Annotated in this window: 23 protein-coding genes; 2 read left to right on the top strand and 21 right to left on the bottom strand. The window is 48.2% G+C overall.

The window, feature by feature from the left end:
- Nucleotides 1–27: 27 nt before the first annotated feature.
- The 21 genes from ACE1SE_RS13535 to ACE1SE_RS13435 all read right to left on the bottom strand — a co-directional run bounded on the left by ACE1SE_RS13535 (nt 28) and on the right by ACE1SE_RS13435 (nt 16,230).
- Nucleotides 28–2,256 (bottom strand): hypothetical protein, encoded by a 2,229-nt coding sequence (locus tag ACE1SE_RS13535; RefSeq protein WP_374051344.1) that lies wholly within the window; start codon nt 2,254–2,256, stop codon nt 28–30.
- Nucleotides 2,256–3,491: a phage DNA ejection protein gene (locus tag ACE1SE_RS13530; protein WP_374051343.1), complete on the bottom strand. Its 1,236-nt coding sequence runs from the start codon at nt 3,489–3,491 to the stop codon at nt 2,256–2,258. The genes ACE1SE_RS13535 and ACE1SE_RS13530 overlap by 1 nt, the downstream gene beginning before the upstream one ends.
- On the bottom strand, nt 3,491–4,165 hold the full coding sequence (locus ACE1SE_RS13525) for a P22-gp17 family phage DNA ejection protein (protein ID WP_374051342.1): 675 nt from the start codon (nt 4,163–4,165) through the stop codon (nt 3,491–3,493). The genes ACE1SE_RS13530 and ACE1SE_RS13525 overlap by 1 nt, the downstream gene beginning before the upstream one ends.
- A complete protein-coding gene (locus ACE1SE_RS13520; RefSeq protein WP_374051341.1) occupies nt 4,153–4,530 on the bottom strand; it encodes a hypothetical protein in 378 nt (125 codons plus the stop codon). The genes ACE1SE_RS13525 and ACE1SE_RS13520 overlap by 13 nt, the downstream gene beginning before the upstream one ends.
- Entirely contained in the window at nt 4,530–5,228 is a 699-nt protein-coding gene (locus ACE1SE_RS13515; protein ID WP_374051340.1) for a phage tail protein, read from the bottom strand. Before ACE1SE_RS13515 ends, ACE1SE_RS13520 begins: the two co-directional genes overlap by 1 nt.
- A gap of 2 nt (nt 5,229–5,230) precedes the next feature.
- On the bottom strand, nt 5,231–6,649 hold the full coding sequence (locus ACE1SE_RS13510; protein ID WP_374051339.1) for a packaged DNA stabilization protein: 1,419 nt from the start codon (nt 6,647–6,649) through the stop codon (nt 5,231–5,233).
- Between the two features lie 7 nt (nt 6,650–6,656).
- Nucleotides 6,657–7,118 (bottom strand): packaged DNA stabilization gp4 family protein, encoded by a 462-nt coding sequence (locus tag ACE1SE_RS13505; protein WP_374051338.1) that lies wholly within the window; start codon nt 7,116–7,118, stop codon nt 6,657–6,659.
- Nucleotides 7,099–7,284: a hypothetical protein gene (locus tag ACE1SE_RS13500; protein WP_374053716.1), complete on the bottom strand. Its 186-nt coding sequence runs from the start codon at nt 7,282–7,284 to the stop codon at nt 7,099–7,101. The genes ACE1SE_RS13505 and ACE1SE_RS13500 overlap by 20 nt, the downstream gene beginning before the upstream one ends.
- A 3-nt stretch (nt 7,285–7,287) precedes the next feature.
- Complete coding sequence (locus tag ACE1SE_RS13495) at nt 7,288–7,551, bottom strand: DUF2829 domain-containing protein (protein WP_374051337.1); 264 nt, start codon at nt 7,549–7,551, stop codon at nt 7,288–7,290.
- 42 nt (nt 7,552–7,593) lie between these two features.
- The gene (locus ACE1SE_RS13490; protein WP_374051336.1) at nt 7,594–8,847 is read right to left on the bottom strand and encodes a P22 phage major capsid protein family protein; all 1,254 of its coding nucleotides are present in this window, start codon (nt 8,845–8,847) and stop codon (nt 7,594–7,596) included.
- A 20-nt stretch (nt 8,848–8,867) separates the two neighbouring features.
- The gene (locus ACE1SE_RS13485) at nt 8,868–9,017 is read right to left on the bottom strand and encodes a hypothetical protein (RefSeq protein WP_374051335.1); all 150 of its coding nucleotides are present in this window, start codon (nt 9,015–9,017) and stop codon (nt 8,868–8,870) included.
- A complete protein-coding gene (locus tag ACE1SE_RS13480) occupies nt 8,998–9,759 on the bottom strand; it encodes a scaffolding protein (protein ID WP_374051334.1) in 762 nt (253 codons plus the stop codon). Before ACE1SE_RS13480 ends, ACE1SE_RS13485 begins: the two co-directional genes overlap by 20 nt.
- An 88-nt stretch (nt 9,760–9,847) precedes the next feature.
- On the bottom strand, nt 9,848–12,055 hold the full coding sequence (locus ACE1SE_RS13475; protein ID WP_374051333.1) for a portal protein: 2,208 nt from the start codon (nt 12,053–12,055) through the stop codon (nt 9,848–9,850).
- 1 nt (nt 12,056) lies between these two features.
- On the bottom strand, nt 12,057–13,502 hold the full coding sequence (locus tag ACE1SE_RS13470; protein ID WP_374051332.1) for a phage terminase large subunit family protein: 1,446 nt from the start codon (nt 13,500–13,502) through the stop codon (nt 12,057–12,059).
- Nucleotides 13,471–13,926: a terminase small subunit-like protein gene (locus ACE1SE_RS13465; RefSeq protein ID WP_374051331.1), complete on the bottom strand. Its 456-nt coding sequence runs from the start codon at nt 13,924–13,926 to the stop codon at nt 13,471–13,473. Before ACE1SE_RS13465 ends, ACE1SE_RS13470 begins: the two co-directional genes overlap by 32 nt.
- 57 nt (nt 13,927–13,983) lie before the next feature.
- On the bottom strand, nt 13,984–14,208 hold the full coding sequence (locus tag ACE1SE_RS13460) for a DUF2560 family protein (protein WP_074018668.1): 225 nt from the start codon (nt 14,206–14,208) through the stop codon (nt 13,984–13,986).
- Nucleotides 14,209–14,333: 125 nt separating this feature from the next.
- Nucleotides 14,334–14,630 carry a hypothetical protein gene (locus tag ACE1SE_RS13455; protein ID WP_374051330.1) on the bottom strand — a complete coding sequence of 99 codons (297 nt, stop codon included), beginning with the start codon at nt 14,628–14,630 and terminating at the stop codon, nt 14,334–14,336.
- Between the two features lie 191 nt (nt 14,631–14,821).
- Nucleotides 14,822–15,064: an Acb2/Tad1 domain-containing protein gene (locus tag ACE1SE_RS13450; RefSeq protein ID WP_374051329.1), complete on the bottom strand. Its 243-nt coding sequence runs from the start codon at nt 15,062–15,064 to the stop codon at nt 14,822–14,824.
- A complete protein-coding gene (locus ACE1SE_RS13445; RefSeq protein WP_374051328.1) occupies nt 15,045–15,518 on the bottom strand; it encodes a lysis protein in 474 nt (157 codons plus the stop codon). Before ACE1SE_RS13445 ends, ACE1SE_RS13450 begins: the two co-directional genes overlap by 20 nt.
- Entirely contained in the window at nt 15,515–15,910 is a 396-nt protein-coding gene (locus ACE1SE_RS13440; RefSeq protein ID WP_374051327.1) for a structural protein, read from the bottom strand. Before ACE1SE_RS13440 ends, ACE1SE_RS13445 begins: the two co-directional genes overlap by 4 nt.
- Nucleotides 15,907–16,230, bottom strand: a complete 324-nt coding sequence (locus ACE1SE_RS13435; RefSeq protein WP_374051326.1) for a phage holin, lambda family — start codon at nt 16,228–16,230, stop codon at nt 15,907–15,909. Before ACE1SE_RS13435 ends, ACE1SE_RS13440 begins: the two co-directional genes overlap by 4 nt.
- A gap of 118 nt (nt 16,231–16,348) precedes the next feature.
- Between ACE1SE_RS13435 and ACE1SE_RS13430 the strand changes: the two genes are divergently transcribed.
- The gene (locus ACE1SE_RS13430) at nt 16,349–16,531 is read left to right on the top strand and encodes a type II toxin-antitoxin system HicA family toxin (RefSeq protein WP_099143228.1); all 183 of its coding nucleotides are present in this window, start codon (nt 16,349–16,351) and stop codon (nt 16,529–16,531) included.
- 25 nt (nt 16,532–16,556) lie between these two features.
- Complete coding sequence (locus ACE1SE_RS13425) at nt 16,557–16,994, top strand: type II toxin-antitoxin system HicB family antitoxin (RefSeq protein ID WP_374051325.1); 438 nt, start codon at nt 16,557–16,559, stop codon at nt 16,992–16,994.
- The last annotated feature ends 6 nt before the right edge of the window (nt 16,995–17,000 follow it).

Genomic DNA, 17,000 nt, shown 5'->3' with positions numbered 1-17,000 from the left:
GCGGCATAAAATAACTAATGAATTAAACTATCTTTCTTGGTTCTGACTTACCCAACCAATAATCCCAACACGGGCAAGGGTGCGTTTGTCGGTCTCAGGCAGAGAAGCATAGAATGAACGCCATTCTTTGGAGGCTCTCAGTCTGGATTCATCAAACGCCTTTCTGTATTTTCCTTTATCCTTTGGTACTGGTGACGTGAGTCCCTTGGTTGCCTGCTGAAATTCTGGCGTTAAAATCAACCGTTCAGCCGCCTCTGAAGAACCGGAACCGCCGGCCAATCGCGCTCTCGCTGCCAGCTTCTCACCAATAACACCACCGGCAACGGCACCCAGTGGCCCACCCTTTGCGCCTGCCATGGTGCCTAGTCTTGCTGCGTACTTAGCCATGAGCTCATGAGGGGCTGTCACCGCATCGAATCGCTGAGTGAAGTCATTCAATCTACCTGTGGTTATTTCGAATGATTTTGCCTTACGAATCGCATTGGCCACTACATAGGTATCATGCAGACCAGACATAAATTCACGCGGCATAGATTGCGCTAAAGTACGTAAGTTTCCTGATGTACGTAAATTCTGGTACCAGTCCGCAAATCCGGCCGGATTAAAATCTGCGCCACGCTTACCTGATGAAAGCATGTCCCGAATAGCCGAGCCTGCCACCTCCTGCCGCATTTGTCTTGTGGGCAGATTCCCCATCAGTTCAGTAAATTGCTTGGCATTTCCTTTGGCGAGAGACGCAACAGCCAGAGCACTCTCGTTGGCTATATCACCCGTCAGATTTTTTCCTCTAAGCTGAACCATTTGCCCTTCCATGTTCTTACGCATTTGCACTAACCGCTGTGCGATTTCAAATTCGCGCCTGACCTCAGCACCACCCAGAGCAACGCGCTGATCTTCTGATAATTGCCGATACAGGTAACTCAGTGCAGCCTCGTCAGCATCACGATATGGACCTCTATTTTTAAACAGCGCCTGACCGACCAATCGTCTTTGTTTATTCAGGTTCGCATAGGTCAGTACACCCTCCGCGCCGGGATTGATGGCTTTAAACACATTTTTTTCTACAGTATCAAGGTTTTCCCATCCGCCTAACTCATCGGCCTTTCTTTCCAGCATGGCCCCCGTGTTTTCAGCATTCACCTTGGTTCTTGCTGGCATGGCATTGTCAATCCGTCGATAAAGATCATCACTTCTTCGCTCAAGCGCGGCCATACGGTTATCAAATTGCCCGATAACCCGTTGATTAAGTGATAATGCATCAGGTACATTCGCAACATCATCAATCAACCTACCCGCACTTTCAGCAAGGCGACTGATTGACTTGTCTTCCTGAACTTTCAGTGCAGAGCCGGGTCTTGATTTTATCGCTTGCTCAACCGCCTGATATTGCTGATTGCCCGATAGCGTGGAAGGCAATAAATCATCAACAACACCCAGTCGTTCTGCGGCTGCTCTGACTTCCTGTACCGGTTGTGGATCAAGCCCTTTTAACGAGGATGCCAGGTCTGGATTTTTCTGCGATGCCATTTGGCGCAGAGTTTCTTCAGGCGTGAGCACTTGTTCGGCTTCGAGTGATGGGCTGGGTGGATTGCCAGCACCAGAAGCCTCATCAGCGCCTCTGAAAAATTTATTTAACCCGGTTTTTTCGCCAACCTGATTGACTAATTTACCGATGTATGGCGAAGCATACTCAGCAACCGGGCCAATCGCGCCGCCGATAGCTGCGCCAGTCAGAGGATCACCGCCGGTTCCCTTTGCGACCAGTCCGCCTTCTACCGCTCCCGTTAATGAGGCCAGCCCTAATCTCCCCTGCGTCGTAGCAGCCAGGTTGACTATCCCGCCTCCGGAAACAAACGGCGCAGCCTGACCGACAAACTCCCCTATATCCTGCGCAGTTGAATCCCTGGCTTTCATCTTACTGTTGATGGCATTGATCTTCGCCTGCTCTTCCTGTGTGGGTTTTTCAGACCAAGGTAAAGCGTTTGCGATATCAACCGCGCCTTTTACCGCACCCATGACAAAGTTATCGAACGTGTTGGCTTTCTCGAATATCTTGTTCTGTCTTTCATTCTCTTCCCTGTTTATCCCGAATGGTGGGTAAGCAGAATAGAACTGTTTTTTAGCGGCTTCTACATTATTTCCTGCGCTTGGTGCGACAACGTCATTAAAATACTGCTCTTGCGCTGCCGCTTGCTGCTGGGGATTCAGCGACTGGTATTCTTGAGATGCCATAACATCCCGCCACGGTTTAACCATTAGTCACCCCATAAACTAGAAAATTCACTTTGATTACCGGACAATGAGGCTTGTTCGTTCCTGTATCTGGCAGCTTCGTGACCAAATTTGGCACCCAGCCTTTGTTTGCCTTTCTCCATAATGGAAATGATAGCGTTGATAGACTCCTTGGCGGCTTTCTCCGACATGGAATGGCTAAGGCTGCCTATTGCACTCTGCACCTTCTGGCCTTCTGCGTTAGAGAGTGCGCCTAGACCCCGCATTTTCTGCACGTTTGCCAGAAATATCTGTGATTTCAGTGTATCAACCAATGACTCTGTGTTAGCAGCATCCGTTCCGGGAATATATCTGCTGCTAAAGGGGTTTGCATTGATACCAAAGTAGCCATTAAAGCCGGGGCTGTTTAACACCTTTTGAGCGGTGTTGATCGTCTGGTTAACAGTGTCAAGTTGCTCAACATAACTGTCATATTTATCCGCTTTGGCCTGTTCAGCTTTCTTCTGAAATTCCTGCTGTTTCAACAGTAAATCATCCCGCTTGATTTGGTTGGTTTCTGTCGCCAACTGGCGATCTATCGCTTTTTGAGCAAACTCCGCCTTTTTAATCTCCCTGTCTAAACGCGCATTTTCAGCCGAAATGTCCTGTCCGCGCATCTGGATATCCTGCCCTCTGGCCTGCAATGATTCAGACGCTCTGTTACTGCGGGCAGTCTCTGCCAGTTTTCCCCGGTCAATCTCTCGGCCTGCTTGCTTATCCCGTACCTCAAATTGCTCTTTCGCCCCCAGCATGCCGAATTTCACCGTAGACAGTACCTCATTAAACTGCTCCGGATTATTGGCATACATTTGCATGAGTTGCTGAGGTTCAACACCTTTTGACCGGATAACATCGGCGTTCTGCACAATGGTCGCGGCCACATTACGCGGATCACCCGTTGATACCGCTAATTGCAATTGGTTTACTGTTGCGTCGAGTGAGGCAACATCTTGCGCACTCCTGAATCCCAACTGAGCCTGAATATTTTGTAACTGTGAGGGGTATTGAACAGCCAGTTCTCTCAACTTTTGCGGATCATTGATTGCACCGGGGAGCGCTTGCCTGAATGTCTGCTGTTCTTGCATCTGCTGCTGCATTAGCTGATTCTGCATGTTAAGGCCTGTTAACTGAGCCTGTCCAATCCGATTCTGTGTCTCTTTTAATGCCTGATCCGCCAAATCCGGCATGAGAGATTGATAATAATTAATTGGCTCAACCATCAGAACATCCCTCCCATCATGCCGCCAAACATATTCGCCGCCATACCGCCAAATTGGTTCATATCACTGGCAGCACCGTTATTGATGCTGTTATGTGCACCTGCGACGATTTGCCATGGAAGGGCTTTCCTGCCGGCATTGATTGCGCCCTGCTGGCTATACAGCGATGATAATGCGTTAGCGTTGTTAGCGGCAGCGGCAGATTGAGCACCCGCGCCAGATAGCCCGACATTAACCAAGCCCAGCAGTTGGTTATACCTATCCTGTTGTTCAGCGGTTTTCATGTTCAGATAGTTTTGCCCCAATTGAGGCGCTATGGCGGCCAGTGCATTTCCAGTTGCCGTAGATCCCAGCCCTCCGGTCGCCTCTGCTGCGGCGAGTTGTTGATAACGCGACTGATCGGCCAACTGTTGATACTCTGGACTCTGGAAGTACTGACTAAGTAATGCATTACGATCTATCGGTTTACCTGCCAGTCCCTGTAATCCTGCTAACCCAGATTCACCGGCTTCACGAAATGGCGACAACCATTGTCCCTGCTGCTCAAACATCTGCATCTGAGCATCAATGGCCCTGTCATTTGAACGGGCCTGCTCCTTGGCGCCTTTATGAGCACCGATGCCACCAATAACGCCACCGATAGCATTGCCAACACCACTCACTATTCCACCCATAATTCACCTCTTATCATTAAAAATAATTGCTCTTTACGTCCGTCTATGAGTTCAACCACGTCATCAGATTGCAGGTAAAAACCGAATTTTTTCGCCAGATTGCAGACAGGCTTTGATGCTGAAAGAATAGGGGCGTGAATGGTTCGATTGCCGATCACTGAAAGCATGTCGGTGACAGCATCACGACAACGGTATCTATCCTGTTTTCTCATTGCCATGTGCAACTCAACATAATCACCCCGTTCAATCACCACAAACACTCCGCAACTTTGCCAGAGATAATAATCAGCCGGATATTCCAGCCACGACGAAACGCCCCACAGCCGCATAAGCTGTGAGCCTGTCACGATGTCTATTTTTGTCATTAGTCAATAAGTCCGTGATCCCTCAGCGCATCTTCTTGTGCCTTGCAGCGCTGCGCCAATAAAGTGACCTGATTCATCAGGGATTGGATGGTTGATGACGTGTAGGCTTCTTCTGCCACCCATGACTGGTTAGCATTGATTACGCCCTTGTGAGCATTACCCATCATAGGCATAAACCCCGTTACACGCGCACCAATTACCTTCACATCACCAACTGAATAGGATGTCGTAACATTCAGCGGTGACGCCAGAGACTGGACAGCAGTAGCCGATTTAGAAAGGTAATCACCTTTGATGGTGTTTACATCGTTCTTGATACCCTTTACATCGTTTTCAACGGTGGTTATTCGCTGCCCTTGATTGTCAATAGTCAATTCGGCAGTCGTTAACCGCTGTTCATGATTAGCTAGCATTTCCTCCGTTGTGGCGAGGCGTTTCTCATGATCTGCCAATTGAGACTCTGCAGATTCCAAACGGCCTTCATGGTTTGCCAGTGTCTTATCCTGCTCATCATTTTTAGCCTGAGCATCATAAGCCCCGTCTCCGGCCTGATTCGCTTTGTTCGCCACATTGCCTAAATCGGCTCCCTGTTGAACAATATACAGAAAATAGGGCTGGGAAAAATTAGAGGGAAGCAGAGTTGCATCAATGCGTGTCGCCTGAATTTCTACAGGATTTTTGAGATTGTTATCAGCCATAATTATTCCAACCTGATTTGACAGCCGGAGAGGGTGACAGGGGATCTGGTGATTACTCGCACTTTAAATCCGATGTTTTTACGGATACGACCAACACGCCTCCAAAGCACCCGCTTGTCATAAACAAATGGCGCGTTCTGTTCGATCATTTGTTCTCGACCATAATTGATGCCGTCAGCCGTTGCAGAGAGGAATAGCCTGTCAGCGTACTGAGATACACCTGTGGACGCCTCTAACTCAAAGTCGAACACTCTCGCATTGTCAGCCCTAAACATAGGGGTATACAGCAAATGTTCCTGCTGCTGCCCGTACTGGTCAGATACAGAGAAGTTAAGCTGTCCGGTCATAGGCTCACGCTTATCTCCGACAGTAATTTGATTACCCTCGAACATGAAATCAATGCCGCGATAGACATCATCAAACAGGCCAGTTTTCAATATGCACCATTGTAGCGCGTTCTGGCTGGCTGCGGCGTCATAACACAGCACATAGCGAGGAAGATGAATAATAAGCAGTTCGTGAGCATCAAAGCGCACCGTTTCCATTACGCCAGTTGCTAACTCATCAGCCGTATATTCGCGGAGTATTTTCTCTATTGAGGCAGTAGCAATGGGTGCGGCCTGACCTTGCCGAATAACATAGACAGAGGGGGCGCCCGTCGCCTGATGACTGATAATGGCGTGAGAGTCACCGAACACGGTTTTACAGTGCGTGCCAGCTATTCCTTTCTGCACCATCAGGGAGGGTTGAGCGACATAAATTGCCGCTTGTGCATCCGAAGCGCCCGTTAAAGAAAAATATTCAATGGTTGAGGAACCAAAACAAACCACAAAATCACGCCATGTATCAATACCAATAATGCCATCAGGTTGAGACTCAGCACGATATAACGCCCGGTATCGGTCTGGATGGGATTCATCTTCCAAATCAGTCACACCGAAAGTATCAGTCCCGTCTTTTACCCAGATATAACGACCACGGGAACGACAAATATCCCGCACGGAGCCGATATCATATTGTGAGTACCCAGACGAAGCAGGCCAGTTCTCCAGTCGCTTAACCATACTGTCATAACGATAAAGCGACATGACACCATTAGCAGAAACAGCCTGACTGGTGTAGCTGTGCGCCATGCTGACACGACCAGCGCCGGAAACATTGCCGATAGTATCAGAGCCTCTATAAAGCTTATTCCCCAGCACGCGATAAACCACCGATTCCTTAGTATTGAACTCAGCACCACGCGATACCCCTGCGACATCATTGTGCTGAGTGATACCGGGGAAGGAGCGGAGATAGCCGGATGTACCTAATATTTCCTTTGGTGTGGCCAACATATTGACTGGAAGCAGATCAACATAATCAGCATCGTGGAAGTTTTTACCATTCCCCTTCATCAGCGGGAGTTGTTGTATTGGCATAACTCACCTAGGTAACAGGGTTATTTTTTTCGATATAAAAGCGATCCCATGAGCAGGCTTTCCGATTGCCCGACCCTGTCGGCATATCATTGCGCCTTTCCAGTGAGGGAACCGTAGTCAGAGCAATGCAGATGGCCTGATAAGCCGAATCTGCTGCGGTCAACAATGCATCTGAAGGCTGGATCACATTATCCATGCATATTTGCACCGCCAACTTTAACGAAACGCCATCATTAGCCCAGGCGGGTATCCCTGAATCATCATCCGGCATGGGCTGAACGCCCTTGGCAGAATCAGCAAACCGATAGTCCAAATCAATGCCTTTCACCTGCCATTGCGCCATCATATCTTCTAGATCGCCGATTGAATCCTCGATAGACTGTGGATCAGCATCCGTCAGCGTAGCATCAGAATACAACCCAGCTTTTCGCAGTGCCTTAAGGACTAAATCACCCTTGGTTTTCGCCATCTTTTACCGCCTCACTACGCTTGGGTTTCTCTGCGGTTTCATGTGGGTGTTTTACCCAGCCTTGCTTTAAACCGCCTTCGATTTCTTCATTAGCGACAACAATATAATCCAGTGAGTAAGGGCCGCAGGTGATCATTGTGCCCTGTTTATACAGCATGGTTTTCATGTATCACCCCAAGATAACCCAATCATTAGCTAAGAGATCTGTTTGACTAGCAAGCCATCCCACCACTAACTTGTTATCAGCAGTTTTCATGCAGATGGAATCAACAAAGGATGGTTCGCCAACATATTCCCCATAACCATACTCAAGTCCCCTTTGTAATTCCGTTCCTTTAATTAAGTACAGGAACATCCCCTTTCCATTCCAACCATTACGGGCGATAGGTTTACCTTGTTTCAGGGCGTCTAATGCTGCACTAAATGTCATCATTGTCATTTCTCCAAAATTAGAAAGGGGCATCAGCCCCTCAGATTACTGTCCTGCAATCACTAACCCGACATACTCAGGAACCAGTACAGAACAACCATACAGCGTGGTAAAGCGGGTTGTCGTTACGCCTTTGATATGGTCAAAGAAGTAAGACATGATCAATGTTGCGCCCTGTTCAGTGGTGGCTGTCATCACCTGTGGGCCTTGTCCGGTAGGGAATGCCAATTTCCCGTACATCAATTCGACGGAACCATCAGCCCAGAATAAGTTTGTAGGCGCTGCATTCTTATTAAGAAGAGTGATTGCCGCGCCGTTTGCCGCATTAGCGTTAACGTTGGCATAAGGACGGCTGGCTACATCAGCATTATCAGGCGGCAAAATCTGCGGAGAGATGGTTGCTGTCGTACCACTGACAGCCAGAACGCGGAAAACTTGCAACTGATCGGTGGTGTCTTTCGTGATTTGATGCACGGAATACACATCAGCAATCGTGAATGCGTCACCCACCTGCAATCCGGCACCAGATAATGTGATCGTACCCTGACGGTTATCAACCGGCATATCGTTAGCATCTTTTGCCACAACCTTGTGTGCTGGAGCCGCTGCCAGAGTTAACGCCTCAGCCGTACCTTTGGGGACACGCCCTGAGATATCTGTTTTGTAACTGTCAAAGCTGGCAACGGGTGGGATTTGCGCTTTTTCATAAGCCGTCAGCGTTGTGCCCTGCGCATAGGCACGCATACCCAATTCACCGGCCAGATCTTTGTAGTTGAACGGGTTCCAGAAAGAACGGCGATTAATACCCTGCGGAACACCAATCGCTGTCATGGTGGCGTCAATGCCTGCCGCACAGTTCCATAAATCACGCCCCTGTCCGCCAGAGGTATTATTCGCCATCGCAATCACATTGGTTGCACGCTGAGTAGCCATCTGGATCAGGTCAGAATCAATCTGCGCGGCAAGGCGTTGACCTGCTGCCCGGCCTGCTTCTGTTTTGTGTTCTGGATCACGCATTTCTCGTGCATCCAGCGTGTACAGGATGTTCTTGGGTTCTTTGAACACGGAGGGAACGAGGCGCTGAACCAGTGCTGTGGGTTCTTTGCCAGACAGATCTAACCCCTCCTCCACGTTCATATGATAGTGCTGAGGGCGGTAAATGACATCGCCTGCACGCTGCATGGCGGTATCACCGGGACGAAATTTTTTGGCATTGCGAGAAACCACACAGGCAGCTTCAAAGCCGTCTACGTAGTTTTCAAACATGATTTCCAGATCTTTTGCTAATTGGTTAGCCATAACTTATATGCTCCGATGAATTATTTCTTGGCTCTTTTGGCGGCGAAGTATTTATCCCAATTGCCGCTTTCGAGTGCTTCTGATTTCAATTTTTCTAGGTTATTCAGGGCAGCACCATTGCCGCCTTTAACTTCCGGCGTAGTGGCTGCATTATTCTTGGGCTTTGGCATATCTGGCCTTTGATTCAATCGAACCAATCAAGCGACCAATTGCCACGGGATCAGTGGTATTTGCCATTTGTTGGCGCAGTTCTGCATTGCGCCCCAGTGCTAAGACGACCATTTCCGGCTTCTCAGCAAAATGCAGGATCATGGCTTGAATCACTTCCGGCACATCATCAATCACTGCCTGCTCAGCCTGTTGATAGCTGGGCACTTTCAGCGACTTCACTCGCTCCTGATAAGTCGCCATTTTCTGCTGATGAGCTTGCTGTAACGCCTGTTGCTGCCGATCTTGCTCTGCCTTTTGATGGAGATACTGGCTGTTTTTATCGGCCCATTCGGTCATCCTGGTTTGATAAACATCCTCATCCCAATCAATGCCTTCATCAGACAATTGCGGCATACGAGGTTGCTGGACAACCTGCTGTTGAAACTCAGGCTGCTGGGGCGGTTGCTGCTGGCGACGAAACGCTTTCAGCTCTTTATCTTTTTCCCTGATGGTGCTGCGCAGGTGTTTAACCAGCCCCTGATCCTTTTCTTCATCACTGGACGGCGAACTCAGTTCTTCTTCACCAAAGTAAAATGCCTGCTCTGAATCAATATCGTTAGCTTCAGCGCTGGTATCGACAGTGTTGTTATCGCCAGCGTTGTTACTATCAATATCATTCAGTACGTCGCCGCCCGGAATTTGCTCAGGCGCGGTGTTATTCAGATCATTTTCTGCTGGTGTGTTTTCTGCCGTATCAAACATAAAGACCTCTTAGTTACTCGATATAAGCCCATCGGAAGGCAATAGCCTGCCCGGCCTCATCAAGACGACCTGAGCGGGATTAGGTTGGTTATTGGTTAAGTTGTTGCGTAGTGGGTTGCATAGACTGGGTTAAGTCCATGCTTTGGATGTGATTTTGCGCTGTCCCTTTCAGTATCAATTCAGCATCAGCACGGGCATTGTCTCCTTGCTGTTGCTGGAACTGAGAAAGCAGTTTGAGCGCTTCACGGATATCAGATTTTTGTTGACTATCTGCTGAGGCGAGGATCTTAACAACGTTTGCCGCTGCAACCTGAGCATCTGCCTGAGCCTTGAATGCTTTAACCTGTATCTCAGCCTGTTCATTCATGGCCTTCTGCATTTCTGCCTGTGCCAGCTTATCCTGAGCCATTGCCGCGACCATTGCCGGATCAGGCTGTGATTGCTGCTGCAGAGCCTGAGCAACTCTTTGCTCTTCTTCGGGGCTTCTTGGCTTCACTACACCGGACAGGAGAAGCTGCTGACGGTTATACTCTTTCAGGTCGTCTAGGCCTTCACCGTCCATGTTATCCAGCACAATGGAAGAAAGCAGATCATGCTTTGGTGTTCCCGGAGGCACAAGCGCCAGCATATCAAGCAGGCTTTTAACCGTAGAATCCCGTCGATTAGCAAATGACTGCCCCACATCCACGGTAACCTCATATTTTCCCTGAGAGAGGTCATTAAGCGCAACAGCCTCACCGGTTTGGCGATCAATCACTTCACCGCTCATCAGGGCAACATCATCTGTGCCATCTTCATTCACCACCCGCATTGGCGTGTCGCTACCATAGACCTCCCGCGCCATTGAGAGCCAAATCACACCTGCTCGACGCAATGACTTCGCCATATTATCCATATAGATATAGCTCTGCGTATCCATCCGGTTAAAGATGCTATCAACGGTATCGGTGGCAATGTTGCTTGGCATATTCTCAAGCTGACTGGCGCCGGTGATTTGTTGAATAGCCGTGCCGGTGTATTGCAAAAGCCCGGCAAGCGCGGGCGGCATTTGGGTGGGTGGCGTATAACTACTGACCTGTGCCTGTGCGGTAATATCCCCTGATTTGTTTTTTAAGCTCACCATGGGCAGATAGGCAGGACGCTTTTTATTACGTTCAGCCCAATGATTGGCAAGCGGTCCCGGTATCATATCCACATCAACGACAGGAATACCGTCACCGCCTGCCTGCGTCGCGTTATCGGCAATCATGGAAACCATCAGGTTCTCAAGGCGCTGGGCATCCATGGCTTTGGCGGCATGACCTTCTATGCGTTCCTGATTATCCACAAACGAACGTCGACCATAGACCGGCACCAAAGGGATATGCTCACCGGGAATTCTTTTCGGCTCTTCTAACCAGTCAGAACCGGACAACAATCCGCAGTAAACCCGGCGTTTCTTAACCTGTCGTTCACCCAGCTTTTCAAAGTCACCCTCTGCCAGCTCATCAATGATGTCTTTGATTTGCTCTGAATCGTAAACCGCCGTCGCGCCCGTGATGGGGTTACGCCATGCGCTAATCTGGGTTTTTTCTATGCGAACCTCGTAATAACGGGCCACATAGATAGCCTCTGGCGTTGACCAGTCATACTGCGTTCCGGTGTCATCCCGGTTAAGGCTGGTCATATTTGATGTAGGATATTCGGCCTTAAATGCCTCTGGCGTCATCGAGAACATTTCCAGCGCCCACATGGCATCACTCCGGTCATACTGCTTGCTGTCCTGATCGAAGAAAACACAGGTGGCCGGATCGTAAATGGGCACTAAACTGATCCGGCGCTGCTCATTACCGGGGTCCATCTCGTCCTCATAGTCAGCGCACAGCCGAAAGCAACCAAAGCCACCGACGACAGCATCATCGAACGCGTTATCACACGCCTCACCGCCTGACGTTTCCTGATAATCAGCCCGGAACTTGCCGTTCATTTTTTCTGCTAATGCTTCAGAGGCCTGATTGTCTTTCGGCCTGAATTTCACGCTGATACGGTTCTGTCGGTATTCGCCAATAATGCGATCACATTCACGGGCAATCTTGTTTAACTCAAAGCGAGGATAATGCTCAAAACGGCCTTCTTCAAACGAATAGCCCGCGTTGGTGCTGCCTTCCCACTGAGCACCCGCCACACGCACAAAGCGCTGAGCCTCAACCACCTGCTCGCGCATACTCTGGCTGCCGGCATAGGCTTTATCGAAATTACGCAAGACCTTCTGATGCCAGTCAGCCAATTCATTTGTTGTTTTACCTTCGTTTGCCATATCAACCTACACCACAAGGAATTTTGTAATCAGCGTAATCATGAGCCTTTGGCCTGCCGACTTCGCCATAACGGATAGCATAACGCCGCATCATGTAGGCATATCTGACGGCATCCAGAATGTCGTCACGAACCTTCACAATCCTGCCTTTTTCATCACGATGATAAAAATTGTATTCTTCGAAGAAGTCACGCAGGCCAGAGAAAACTTTCCATTTCCCCCGCCTCATCAGGTCGTATATTTCAAATAATCCCGGCTCGACTGAACGACTGCCATCTTCCCACTGAGCGGGCTCAGGCAACATATCGAAACCCGCTTCTTCATAGTATGATTTCTGCTGTAATCCTGAGCCTTTCTCGGTTTGTAATCCATCGTTAGGCCATGCGGTAGGAACGCCATCAGCCCATGGCTTAACGGCACTGAATGCCTCGGCGGGTGATACCTGTCTGGCCTTGTAAGCTCTGGTGACATAGAACGTTTCATTCTCAGTGTCCCATGCCAATTGCACGTGAGCTTGTGGGTGATCCCAGCCAAAATCCATACCATCAATCACAAACCAGTGTTCAGGGATAGGAAATGGGTCACATTTAATGTAATCCTCGCCTAAATCATAGACTCGACCATGACCCAGCATCGGAATGCCCTTTGTTCGCATATCACGCTGATGAGGAGGAAATGAGGCCAGCAAGTCCTCTTTAACTTTCTGACTCAAGTGCGGCGCGTCATCCCAACCGACATTCATGCAGGTCTGGGCAACTGAGGGAGTATCCATAAATCCGATAACTAAATCCGTTCTGCCGTTCTCGGGTGTAAAAGTCAGAATACCTCTGCCACCCTGACCTTTGTCACCTGTCGCGGTACGGGTTAAAACCTGCGGGTAAATCGTCGGGTCTTTTGGCTCTTCGTCGATATGAAACCAGTCAACACTGTCACCCATGAGGGCATGCTGGCCTTGTGAGTAGGACCAGAACTGGATTTTTGCCACACCGCCAGATTTATGTCTGATGTAGGCTGTTCTTATCCCATTGGGCGTGCCCTGCATTGGCTCGGTATCAATAATCAATTCCCCCGGAATCAATCCGCCAGACCATCCCGAATCAGTCTTTCTGCCAAGAATGGGCGTTTGAAGCAGATCCCGGCATTTCTCACCCGAGTAACCCAGGCACCAAATCAACGGAGCATGGTCAAACTGATAGCCTGACCAATCATCAGGGTAATCCCCCATGGCGTGAATGGCATCAACGTAAGTCGCTGTATCGGTCTTGCCAACGCGGTTAGCCGCAATCAATGCGACCTGAGAGTATTCGATGCTCAGTGCTATAAACTTTTTTTGCCAAGGGTAACGAGTTTCGTAGTAGGTGCGATATCGGTAAATGCGTTCACGGCGTTGCTTTTCTTCCAACAATCGCAATAGCTCAATCTTTTGCTCCCGATCCAGATTGTGCATGTTGCAACTCCTTAATACGTTTATCTAATTCTGAATCAGTCATGTCGGTGAACGTGATTTTCTGCTCATGCTGAATCTTATCGCCATATCGTTTGGGGGCCATCTTTGAGGCATACCATTTTCGAGCGTCAACCTGCAATCTGGCTTTTGCTACATCTGCCCCTTCTGCAATTGCCGTATCAGCGATAGTGATCACATCCTCAGCCAAAACCTCAGCTTGAATCTCTCTCGCACGCGCGTACTGTTGCATGAACTCTTCATGCCTTTGTAACCAATACATCACGGCACGAATCGATGGCATTCCCTGACGTTTACAAATTGACCTTAAGCTTTCCCCTTCCATTAATAGCGCACAGATATCTTCCGCAACTTCTGGCAGGTAATCGGTAGGCCTGCCACCTTTATTTTTGCTTTCAGTCGCCACGTAATAGCCTCCTTAACTCATTATTCAGCCCACTCGATGAATAGGCTGTGTGATGAACTAATTGAATAAGCTCAATGCCTCTTGCGCATTACGAACGGCTTTATCTGCTCTGGCGACAACACCGGATTCGGTTTGCACGAGTGTGTATTGATCTTTGAATAACTCAAACTTCAGCGTGTTATCACCAATAAACTCAATGGCTTTTTGTGCAGCTGCGGTATCGTTCATGACGAGACGTAAGACATCCAGCCGCATTTGTTGAGAGAGTGTGAGTTCTGTCATTTTGGGGTTCCTTAAAAAAGAAAAGCCATCAACTAGCGGTGATGGCTTTAAGAATTAATACAATTATTTGGAAATCACGGTAATACATTGAAATGTAATTATTCTTAATAAATTCTAAAATAAATTTATTTTTCTGGCTCAAGATCTCCAACTGGTCCGTTAAAAATAGAGCTAGGAATCACGGTATTTCCCGATGATAAATCCTCTCCAATTTCTACAAATCCATATATTTTTTCATCAGAATACTTTTGGAGATCTGAAAAAATAGCCCTCATTTGAGCGGGAGTTACGCCAGCATCAAGACCATTCTTTAATGTGCTATATCCAGAAATAATTTTAGCCGTTCCTAGTGGATTTTTTATTGCTGCTGCACTCGCATCAATTATCACACCAACGCCTTCTTTTATGGTTTTCTTTGTCATAATTCTAGACCTCTTGAGGGTGAAATTATTACCATATTACATTACACATGGGACTAGATTCAGGCAATTCAATTAACCACCAACACTAAATTATTTGATCCACAACACATATACCCTCATCTATCGATAGCCTTGACATTGTATCCTGACATACTCCTGCAATCCCAGCATCAGTTGCTCTGAGGTGGTGATTAGAATGTCGTTGGCCGGGCCACTGCACGAACCCAGCACATAATCCCTTTTTGCAAGTCCGTACGGCCTTCATTCAGCCAACGCATATCAATTTGATGACTGCCCGTTTGTGTGTTGGTAACCACAAGATAGTCATAGAGCTTACCTAGTTCCTCTCCAAGTGCCTTAATCTTGTTCATGCAATCAATGTCATCTTGGGTTAATTCACGGTAACCCGTAATTTTACGGTGTTGGTTTTCCATTATTTCCTCTGCATTCAGTCTTCGCCCAATCCCTCAATCCGAGGAGCTGGGCTTCAAGGGTTTCGAGTTCTCCGAGGAGACGTACATAATCCTGTTCAGCGTCTTTCGCCAGTCTGGCGGGTCTTGAACCATCCACGCCGGAGGGGGCAGCGGTTTCAGACACGGGACACTCGGCTTTGACGTACACGCGCTTAATGTCAGCGCGCAGAGTATCGCTAAGCTCATCAAGTTTAGTCTTGGCATTGGCGAGTTCCTGAATGTGTTTGGTGTCTAACTCTGTGAGGTGCTTGATTTGCTCTTGCTGCTCATTTATCGCGATGACCTGCTCGTCATACTGTAACTTTAACCTAGCGTATTCTTTGGCTTTGTCCTGATATTTGCCGTAGCCAAACCAGACCAAAGTAGAAAGAACCGCCAGATAGCCGTAAGCCAGGTATTGAGTGTTGAACTTCATAGCATCTCAAACGCTTTTTCAAACGTTGCCTCAGAATAAGGCTGCTTGCCGTTCTCCATCTGGATCATCGCCTTAGTCAATGCTGTCATGATGGATTTGTCATTAACATCAATCACGGCATGACTGGATACACCGACTGTTTGGCTCACATACGTGATGTAGCTCTCGGTATTATTCTCATTCGGTGGTGCCCAGCGGGAAATAAACTGGCGGATGGTATTATCGCCGTAGAGTTTCACATAATTGCGCAGGATTTTGAGCATCGCCCGAATACCGTACTCTGGCGCGATAAACTGACAGAATGACTTATCAGTCTGCCTGCTGCACAGTCCCTGCCATTGGTCACCGTGGCGGATATTGCCCGGATTGTTGTTCCTAATACCTCTGGTCACTCTTTACCTCCCAAACGTTTATTAATGGCACGAACAGCAAACTCGCGTAGCTTCTCAACACCAATAAACCCAATGGCACCCCCGATAGCCGGTGCAAAACTGGCAGGAATGCCGAACATTTCTAATCCGCTGGAGACGCTCCATGACAGCGCACCACACAGGAGTGCCTCGACCCAGCGATTTTTCCGCTCGACACCGTCATAAATCAGGCGCCCGTAGCAAATTAATGCCGCCAAAACAGAGCCGGATATTTGCGGCCATGAGTTTTTCAGGCCGTTCAGTAGTTCGGCCCATAAATCAGGATTTTCTTTCATCTTCATATTCCACCCCATCTGAACAATGGGCGTCCGTGGGGTGAAATAGGTTCGCCCCTATTGATTAATAAATGTTGATTTATGTGTATATGTGTGTATAATTATTTTCAGGTTAGGAGGAAACATGAAATCAACTGACCTGATAAAGGAGCTAACAGCAGCAGGGTGTGAATTGAAGCGGCATAAAGGAACAAGCCACCAAATGTGGTGGTCTCCGATAACAGGGAAAACTTTTCCTGTTCCGCATCCGAAAAAAGATTTACCACTAGGTACTGTTAAATCCATTAAAAAATCGGCGGGGATCTAATCCCCGCCCTCTTCTGGAGGTAACTATGTTTTTCTCAGTCGGTGTTGAAACACCCAAAGATGAAAATACAGCATACGGGATGGTTGTCCCGGCATTTTCTACTCATGACTGTGATTGTTTTTCTGCTGCTGATACTCAAAAAGAGATCCCTGAAATGGTGAAGGAAGCTATTTTACTCACCCTTGAGGAAATGATTTACAGCAGTGATTTCACTGTGGATCAGCTCCACGATGCCGGGCATCTGGTTTACGCCGCTAATCCTGAATATGCCGATTTTGATAGCTGGTTTGTGATTGATATCGATTTATCTGAATTTGAAGGCAAACAACAACGTATTAATGTCGCTTTGCCTGATACGCTGATAAAACGCATCGATACCAGAGTAAAACAAGATCCGACCCGATACCGGGATCGCAGTCATTTTATTGCTGAAGCGGCTCGTCATGAGCTTCAGCCTGATTAAATCAGT

The sequence above is a fragment of the Xenorhabdus taiwanensis genome (assembly GCF_036512875.1).
Classification (GTDB): domain Bacteria; phylum Pseudomonadota; class Gammaproteobacteria; order Enterobacterales; family Enterobacteriaceae; genus Xenorhabdus; species Xenorhabdus taiwanensis.
The sequence above is the reverse complement of the archived record's forward strand: the minus strand, read 5'-3'. Positions and strand labels throughout refer to the sequence as shown.

Bases quoted from the DNA above. Each gene is read 5' to 3' on its own strand.
- ACE1SE_RS13530 (WP_374051343.1), bottom strand. From the start codon at position 3,491: ATGGTTGAGCCAATTAATTATTATCAATCTCTCATGCCGGATTTGGCG.
- ACE1SE_RS13520 (WP_374051341.1), bottom strand. From the start codon at position 4,530: ATGACAAAAATAGACATCGTGACAGGCTCACAGCTTATGCGGCTGTGG.
- ACE1SE_RS13435 (WP_374051326.1), bottom strand. From the start codon at position 16,230: ATGAAGATGAAAGAAAATCCTGATTTATGGGCCGAACTACTGAACGGC.
- ACE1SE_RS13480 (WP_374051334.1), bottom strand. From the start codon at position 9,759: ATGTTTGATACGGCAGAAAACACACCAGCAGAAAATGATCTGAATAAC.
- ACE1SE_RS13455 (WP_374051330.1), bottom strand. From the start codon at position 14,630: ATGACAAAGAAAACCATAAAAGAAGGCGTTGGTGTGATAATTGATGCG.
- ACE1SE_RS13500 (WP_374053716.1), bottom strand. From the start codon at position 7,284: ATGAAAACCATGCTGTATAAACAGGGCACAATGATCACCTGCGGCCCT.
- ACE1SE_RS13460 (WP_074018668.1), bottom strand. From the start codon at position 14,208: ATGACAGAACTCACACTCTCTCAACAAATGCGGCTGGATGTCTTACGT.
- ACE1SE_RS13450 (WP_374051329.1), bottom strand. From the start codon at position 15,064: ATGGAAAACCAACACCGTAAAATTACGGGTTACCGTGAATTAACCCAA.
- ACE1SE_RS13510 (WP_374051339.1), bottom strand. From the start codon at position 6,649: ATGCCAATACAACAACTCCCGCTGATGAAGGGGAATGGTAAAAACTTC.
- ACE1SE_RS13425 (WP_374051325.1), top strand. From the start codon at position 16,557: ATGTTTTTCTCAGTCGGTGTTGAAACACCCAAAGATGAAAATACAGCA.
- ACE1SE_RS13515 (WP_374051340.1), bottom strand. From the start codon at position 5,228: ATGGCTGATAACAATCTCAAAAATCCTGTAGAAATTCAGGCGACACGC.
- ACE1SE_RS13470 (WP_374051332.1), bottom strand. From the start codon at position 13,502: ATGCACAATCTGGATCGGGAGCAAAAGATTGAGCTATTGCGATTGTTG.
- ACE1SE_RS13485 (WP_374051335.1), bottom strand. From the start codon at position 9,017: ATGCCAAAGCCCAAGAATAATGCAGCCACTACGCCGGAAGTTAAAGGC.
- ACE1SE_RS13535 (WP_374051344.1), bottom strand. From the start codon at position 2,256: ATGGTTAAACCGTGGCGGGATGTTATGGCATCTCAAGAATACCAGTCG.
- ACE1SE_RS13525 (WP_374051342.1), bottom strand. From the start codon at position 4,165: ATGGGTGGAATAGTGAGTGGTGTTGGCAATGCTATCGGTGGCGTTATT.
- ACE1SE_RS13505 (WP_374051338.1), bottom strand. From the start codon at position 7,118: ATGGCGAAAACCAAGGGTGATTTAGTCCTTAAGGCACTGCGAAAAGCT.
- ACE1SE_RS13475 (WP_374051333.1), bottom strand. From the start codon at position 12,055: ATGGCAAACGAAGGTAAAACAACAAATGAATTGGCTGACTGGCATCAG.
- ACE1SE_RS13495 (WP_374051337.1), bottom strand. From the start codon at position 7,551: ATGATGACATTTAGTGCAGCATTAGACGCCCTGAAACAAGGTAAACCT.
- ACE1SE_RS13430 (WP_099143228.1), top strand. From the start codon at position 16,349: ATGAAATCAACTGACCTGATAAAGGAGCTAACAGCAGCAGGGTGTGAA.
- ACE1SE_RS13445 (WP_374051328.1), bottom strand. From the start codon at position 15,518: ATGAAGTTCAACACTCAATACCTGGCTTACGGCTATCTGGCGGTTCTT.
- ACE1SE_RS13490 (WP_374051336.1), bottom strand. From the start codon at position 8,847: ATGGCTAACCAATTAGCAAAAGATCTGGAAATCATGTTTGAAAACTAC.